Raw genomic sequence first — 7072 nt, forward strand, 5'->3', positions numbered from 1 at the left:
CGCAACAACTCTTCCAGCGGGACGTCACTGCCGTGGCTGCGCTGGATGTCATAGATGGCGGTTTTCAGGTAAGAGAGCGTGAAGCTGCCACGGGTTGCCTGTTGCTGTACCAGGGACGCTGGCCGATGTTGTTTTGCGGCTTTCGTTAAATCACGGCCAGCCTCCCACGTTGTCAGAGGGGAGGCTTCTGCCAAACGCTTAAGCTGGGTGGTACCGCTGTCTAGTATGGATTGATACAGCCAAGCCAACTGGGTACCCTCTGGCTGTTCGGTCTTGGCCTTCAGTTGTTGCTGCAACGGTTTGTAGAACAGCAGACCGCTATTCCAGCGTGGCACTGATGCCATACACTTAAACCACATGGTAGGTTTTCAATATTGGCATATAATTTTCCTATATTCATAACATATTAGGGTTTAGGCACTAATTTGAAATATCAAAATTAATAAAGGGCATTCAATTATTGATATTCAAAAATCTAGGTTAATACTTTTATTTATTTTCAATGATGTGAATACACGCATTAAGAATTGAGTAAAAAACTCATCATGACATAACGGTATGTTATTATTCCGTCGGATACATACAGCAAAATGACATGGACAAATGTGCCCGTAATTTACCTTAAGATGAAATAAATAAAGGCCACCTGCTTTGTAATTGGCGGCTCGGTCACGGTGAAAATCATGGGGAATTGTTTAGCCATGGATCATTCCAAATAAATTCTTTCTTCTGGTAACAAATCGTAAGCCATATCCAATTTATCCATTTTTACCAATTCATAAATATAATGTGCTTTCTTTGTAATATCTTCAATGTTGATAATCCATTGGTTCACATAATTTTCTACTGCTTGATTACGTAGACCAATCTGTATAGTTCTACGTTCTAATTTATTTAAATGAATGCCTCTTTCTGGATCCCATTGAATAACCACGTCACTCTGTTGAACTTCTTTTTTCCATTCCTCCTGAGAATGAAACAAATCGGGGTCATAATGACTAATAACACCCTGCTGCAAAATTTCTCTAAATCCCTCATGAGTGATATCGATAGCCAAAATACGTTCCTGCCCGCTATCTTTCATTCCCCAACCGGCACGGTACATCATCCATAAAAATGAAGGCTTAATCCATGTCATACGCGTCATGCTAAAAGGTGGTGAAATGAATGTATTATGTTTAATTGCACTGTCAGCAATCGTTACAGAATAAGCTTGATAAACCCTAACTGATTGCTTCGTATAAAATGCTCGTATTAGATTGTTTTTATATGTAAACATAGTCATCCTATTATTAATACTCAACTTAGATAATTTAATATATGGCTAAAAAACCAGAAGATCACAAGATTTTTTCGGCTTTGTTTTATGAAATTACTTGGTATTCCTTTTTAATTGATTAATGGCATTATCTCTAATAACTTCATTAACTGATTCTGAAATAATTTTCAGTTTTTCCAATGTTTCCGGTGTTCCAATATCACTTAATCCCCAGATGAATTTTACAGCTAAAGCATAACTATTATCGAAATCAAGATAATCGAAATGCATATTAACAACCTGATATAGATAGCTAATACTAACTGAATATCTTATTTTTTGTAACAAAATAGAAATATCTTCATGTCTATAATTCCAAGACGCGAATAAAATCTTATTTAGTTTATTTATCGGATGATTTTGGGAAGTAAAAATAAAAAAACAATGTAATCATATCTTCATGTAAATCAGGATTTTCATTACTTATTGTTAGATCTAAATTCTTAGAAAAAACCTCAACCGTGTTTCCTTAAAAATCAAATTGATCTTTAATTTCTTCAGGAGATATTCAGCAAAAATAAAACATATCTAATAGTTTTGAGTTAGTTTCACTCATTTTAAAAAAATATTTTATTTTTTTATTATTTAAAATAAATCAAACCCATTTCATCCTTTGCTAATTGCTGAAATATTGATGTATCAGGATGCAAATAGCAACGGACAAATACTCTGTATAGTTTAAAAAATCGAAAGTTCACTGAAGCATTTGCAATATTAAATCATTATTTATAAATATCTATACTCATATTTAGATGCAATTATCTCCACATAGCTATCATTGCCATTGATTAAATAGTGCTTTAAATCCAGCCTATTATGTGGATCATATAACGATCTTTTACTGTTCAATATATCCGAATTTGCCACTTGATAAAAACCGGGATCTGGGTAATATCCATTTCGTTCCCAAAATTCAATCCTATTTTTCTTAATATTTTTTTCCTCTATTGAGTAATTTTGGCTATTAATATCAAAAAAATTCATAGTGATACACCTTAGTTCAGCTACAATCAAAAAGTGAATTTCTATATCTTGATATGTGTCATTTTTAAAATTATCAATATCTTGTACATCTATTCTCAATTTTACTCCACCTGATTCTGTATAAATCGTTTCAAGATCTGTAGTTGATATTCTAAATTTGATCTTTTCTGGTATTAAATGTATTATCATATCATTTCCATCTTCAGTTACCAATAGCCTTAACGAAACCGAATCTTTATTTATAATTTATAGTATTTATAGTATTTATAGTATTTATAGTATTTATAGTATTTATAGATATTAGCATGCATAGCATAAAACCAACATTCTAATCATAGCCAAAATTAATTGGAACTCTTCTAGTTTTTGAAGATAGAGAAAATCTAATTACAAGAAAGAAACAGTAATTCTATCTGGATAAACCTTGACATATTCATTTTCTAAATATGAACATTCATATAATAAATCATCTTGAAATACTAAATTTGACAAAAATAATCTATCTCCTACCAAGTAACCATTCATTTCATAAGAAAATGTATTCCCTTGCTGTTTTAATAACGTGTTTCTGTCCTTAGAAGGCTTAATTTTCACACTATTTAAAAACATAAACCCAAGTTCAACTAAATGGATATCACCAACTCTCAACGAAGTTGGAAAATCATTTATAAAACAGCATATTTCACACTCTCCGAATGATAATATGACTTCTTCTTCAATATCTTTATTCAAAGAAATAATTTTTGCATAATATTTCATAACTATAATCCATTGATATCTCTTGGAACTAAATTAATAATCTTATTATGTTGATCACCGTTAAGTAATTTCCGAATTTCTTTACCACTCTTAGTATAGAGTGTAGATATTTTACCTTGAAAATTAACGCCAATAAATACTAACTCCTAATCCACCTTAAATAAAGGACAATAGATTAAATCTGCAGAATTTGAGATTATCAGCTCGATCACGATGAAGATCATGGGCAGCTGTTTAATATTGATCCCCGACAGTGACGAGACGAACGGCCTCAAACAGCAATACCAGCGCCAGCGGGCGCAAATCAATGACATTAAGCTGCGGATGCGGGAGTTGATTGGGGATTATAAAAGCCGCTAAGGGCAAGGAGTGAGCCGCTCTTAAAAAAACAACAAAACCGGAAGATCATTCGGATCATTCCGGCTAGATTTAATGACTACAAAATATTATTGAGGGCCATTCCATTCAAGCTTTTCTTTCAAGTTTTCAGGAACGATGCTAAATAACTTTTTTATATCATCTTCATGAGAGAAATAATTTAGACATTCTCTTTTATCAGCATTCTCTAAATAAAATCGTGCGTGATTATTTAAAAAAAACACATCGTGTTCAGTCATTTTTTCTTGGGTAAGAGACACCACAACATTATGCAATAACTCCGCCTCATGATAACATGATTTATTAAAAGCTTTTCCAATGAAAGTTTGCGTCTGAATATTTCTTATATATGAAAGTGCCTTCCATAACATATTGGAATAGATATCAATCTTTCTCATTATTAATAACCCTAACTTGTTTCTTAAATTATCACAAAATTATGCCAGTCTGTTAGTACTGGCACTGGCTACTATCTGGATATCCAAGTGGGCTGGTTTATTTATAAAAATGAAACATCAACAAACCCTAATATGATATTTTCATTCAAGGATTAAATTGCAGTGGTCTTCAAGCGTCATGACCATATCATGGTAGATTGTCTTATGTAAATCATCAGGAGTCGTATTGGCGATAGCCTTAAAAGAAAGCTCACTGTCTTTCCAGATCACACTTATTCTTTTATCTTTTCGTTTAATTTCTATTAAACAGTCATTGAAGGCATCAAGATTATTTCCCATATAGCCAAATTTGCCAAAGAATGCATAGCCAAACTCACAATAAAAGGAGTAGTAGTCATGGATATATTTCCCTTCAACGACTATGGTATCTTTTTCTATTTCACTCTTCATTCCGCCAACTATATAGCTCGCTGATATATATATTTTCTTTGATTCCAAAACCATATCCAGCCAAACTCTTTCATTGTCATCAAATCGTGATTTCAATAATGAAACAGCCCCTATTTTATACATAGGATTATTCTTTTCTAAATATAGATATAATATATCATCAGACTTGATGACTTTTTTAACAGAAAAATCAAAGTCTAACCTTTCCTGAAATTGGTTGCATTTCAATGTATAATCTTCATCATCCAATATAAAATCAACGTTTTTAACGTCTAGCCCAGAAAAAGCGAATAAAAGAACAGAGCCTGCTCTGGAAAAATCATGACATTCAATCAGATTTTTACAAGAAAACAGTATATCCCCTTGGCTGTTATAAATGTAATATAATTCTTGCATTTATCCATCACCTCTATTTAATTTAGTAACCGTAATATTAAAATAAACACCAAATACTCAGATATTTCCGCACTTCTTACTCAGTAAGAAGTGCGAGATTTATATCATTGATGCCTTTATTTCTGTTCAACGATGACATCAAATATTCTGTCGTAGTGGTCAGCAGTAAATCCTATCTGTGTTTTACCATTGCCTAAATCTTTCGTTAATATTCTCATTCTGTTATTTCCTTCAACTACCATCCATTCCCGAGATCCTTTCCATCTTTGTATAGCTGGCTTATTACTAGCACCTTTAAAAATGGTTTGTCCTCCAATATCACGATCAATACGAGGGATCCCTTTACCACTAAAAATATCATTAATGGCTTTATTCATTGCCTCAAGCAGCTGAGGTTTAGGTGGATCATTTTTAGGCATTTTTTTGAGAGAGGCCACAAGTTTATCGCAGTCTCTACCCGCCAACCCGAACGGATCGATGAACCTTGAAGGATTATGCACATACCCATACGGATTAAATCCCCCCGCCAGCCCTATCGGGTCGTAGGGCGGGTTCGGGTACCGTCATACTTTTTTAAGCGATCTTTCCTTTGACTATCAGCTTGTTAAAGAGCCATTTTTATCTGTTTCACCTCTCTTCGCCAACCCAAAACGCCGATACGCACTTTTGAGATATTTTTACCTTGCGCCCTGAGACACCTTTGACTCTATAACCCACAAATCAGTGAAATTAAGCTGCGGATGCGTGAGCTGATAGGGGATTAAAAAAGCCGCTAAGGGCCGGGATTGAGCGGCTCTTAAATGAACAAAGCCGGAAGATCACATAGTTCTTCCGGCTATGAACTAAATCACCTTTTGGTTATCTCTAAATAGTGGTTATATGCTTTTTTACTAAGATATTTTCTAGCTAGATTATAACTATAATCACTACCCATTATCGCTTCAAAAATACAAGTATTTAATATGTCTCTCACTCCATCATCTTGAATAGAGAATAGCTCATCAATAAATTCAAAGATATTTTTTATTTCTTTTATTAAAACTTCGTTATCGTTATAACTATTTTCAACATTAGAATAAAAATAACTTCTAGGCTCAACTTTACCTGATCCATATAGATTTATTAGATCAGAAAAAAATGAACCAAAGCCGCCAAATACTAGGTATACACCTTCATCCTCATAACTTGTTTCAAGAAATTTTGGAGAAAATTCTTTTAACTTATCGATTAGTTCATCATTTGTCATAAATGCCCCAATGCATTTCTTAAATCATCTATCATATAGTTTGCTAGACTTCGGTCAGACGAACTTAGGATCTCACTTCTGTATTTCCCATCACCACTTGCTAAATTTTTCAATGCCTTTAAGTAGTCGTTACCTTTATTTATATGATCTGAGCCTCCTATTAACTGCCCAGTATTCTTTGTATACAGAATAGATGCAGCCGTACCACCATCAGGAGTACTCGCACCTGGTCGATATAATTCTGAGAACATACTTTTCAGCTTGGTATTATCTATTGAGTCTATTATTTGCTGCCTTTGCTCCAATGAAATAGCATAATTATTTTTTCTTGCATTCTTTAATAGATTGACAGCGCAATTCTCACCCGCCAACCCGAATGGATCAACCCATCCTACCGGATTATGCACATACCCGTACGGATTGAACCCACCTTTCAGCCCTATCGGGTCCGGCGAAATGTACTGTGCCGTCTCCGGATTATAGTAACGGAACCGATTATAGTATAGCCCGCTTTCTTCGTCCTCATACTGCCCGGCAAACCGTAGATTACAGTTGACGTGATAATCCGGATCATTGGACGCAATCACCTGCGACCGTTCCACTTTTCCCCACGTCATCAACCGCTGTGCCCAGACCAGCGTGCCGTTTTCATTCAACATCTCCCGTGGCGTACCCTGGTGGTCGCTCACCACATAATGCAGCTTACCCCGTTCATACCTTGCTGAAGGAGTGAGCGCGCCCGGTTCATACAACCAACGTACGCGACAATCCAACGCCAGCGAGCCATCCGCGTAAATCGGCGTCTCTTCTATAAGCTGGTCACCGCTCCACAGGTATTCCTGGCCGTAAATGGTCGTGTTACGCGGGGTGAGATCCGGTTTGCCGTCCAGCCAGCGTTGCAGGTTGGTCGCTGTCAGTTTGCCGTCATGTACCTTGAGCTTACGTATTCTTCGACCAAAAGCATCATATTGATAGTGCCAACGCGAGCCGTCCGGTGTTTCGCAAAGGGTAAGTTGGTTTTGCGTATTCCATCGGTAGCGCCAGACTTGTGGCCGGAAGCCATCACGCTGTTCGTTTTTTTCCACCAGACGACCATTGTCATCATAGCGATAGCGGATATTCCCTTGCTGCACGACACGCCCG

The 7072-nt window shown here is 35.7% G+C and carries 11 protein-coding genes; 1 reads left to right on the forward strand and 10 read right to left on the reverse strand.

Annotated features, from left to right (window positions below; all coding sequences use genetic code 11):
* From BM100_RS21565 to BM100_RS21580, 5 genes are all read right to left on the reverse strand, one after another.
* A partial coding sequence (locus tag BM100_RS21565; protein WP_280521807.1) for a VasL domain-containing protein occupies nt 1-344 on the reverse strand: 344 nt, incomplete at its 3' end.
* Between the two features lie 362 nt (nt 345-706).
* The gene (locus tag BM100_RS21570) at nt 707-1279 is read right to left on the reverse strand and encodes a DUF4291 domain-containing protein (RefSeq protein ID WP_092514749.1); all 573 of its coding nucleotides are present in this window, start codon (nt 1277-1279) and stop codon (nt 707-709) included.
* Nucleotides 1280-1372: 93 nt separating this feature from the next.
* Entirely contained in the window at nt 1373-1549 is a 177-nt protein-coding gene (locus tag BM100_RS23335) for a hypothetical protein (protein ID WP_169924802.1), read from the reverse strand.
* Between the two features lie 495 nt (nt 1550-2044).
* Nucleotides 2045-2491 (reverse strand): hypothetical protein, encoded by a 447-nt coding sequence (locus BM100_RS21575; RefSeq protein WP_092514752.1) that lies wholly within the window; start codon nt 2489-2491, stop codon nt 2045-2047.
* Between the two features lie 198 nt (nt 2492-2689).
* Nucleotides 2690-3061 carry a hypothetical protein gene (locus tag BM100_RS21580; protein WP_092514754.1) on the reverse strand — a complete coding sequence of 124 codons (372 nt, stop codon included), beginning with the start codon at nt 3059-3061 and terminating at the stop codon, nt 2690-2692.
* A 222-nt stretch (nt 3062-3283) separates the two neighbouring features.
* On the opposite strand from BM100_RS21580, the gene BM100_RS23340 reads away from it, so the two are divergent.
* Nucleotides 3284-3421 carry a hypothetical protein gene (locus tag BM100_RS23340; RefSeq protein ID WP_169924801.1) on the forward strand — a complete coding sequence of 46 codons (138 nt, stop codon included), beginning with the start codon at nt 3284-3286 and terminating at the stop codon, nt 3419-3421.
* 86 nt (nt 3422-3507) lie between these two features.
* On the opposite strand, the gene BM100_RS21585 is transcribed toward BM100_RS23340, so the two are convergent.
* The 5 genes from BM100_RS21585 to BM100_RS21605 form a co-directional block, all read right to left on the reverse strand.
* Entirely contained in the window at nt 3508-3837 is a 330-nt protein-coding gene (locus tag BM100_RS21585) for a hypothetical protein (RefSeq protein WP_092514757.1), read from the reverse strand.
* A gap of 141 nt (nt 3838-3978) precedes the next feature.
* Nucleotides 3979-4683 carry a barstar family protein gene (locus tag BM100_RS21590; RefSeq protein ID WP_092514758.1) on the reverse strand — a complete coding sequence of 235 codons (705 nt, stop codon included), beginning with the start codon at nt 4681-4683 and terminating at the stop codon, nt 3979-3981.
* 116 nt (nt 4684-4799) lie between these two features.
* Nucleotides 4800-5102, reverse strand: coding sequence for a hypothetical protein (locus tag BM100_RS21595; protein ID WP_175494996.1), 303 nt, complete (start codon nt 5100-5102; stop codon nt 4800-4802).
* Between the two features lie 428 nt (nt 5103-5530).
* Nucleotides 5531-5929 (reverse strand): DUF7674 family protein, encoded by a 399-nt coding sequence (locus tag BM100_RS21600; RefSeq protein WP_092514772.1) that lies wholly within the window; start codon nt 5927-5929, stop codon nt 5531-5533.
* A partial coding sequence (locus tag BM100_RS21605) for an RHS repeat domain-containing protein (RefSeq protein WP_244896546.1) occupies nt 5926-7072 on the reverse strand: 1147 nt, incomplete at its 5' end. The genes BM100_RS21605 and BM100_RS21600, both read right to left, overlap by 4 nt.

Source organism: Xenorhabdus mauleonii, from assembly GCF_900113945.1.
Lineage (GTDB): Bacteria > Pseudomonadota > Gammaproteobacteria > Enterobacterales > Enterobacteriaceae > Xenorhabdus > Xenorhabdus mauleonii.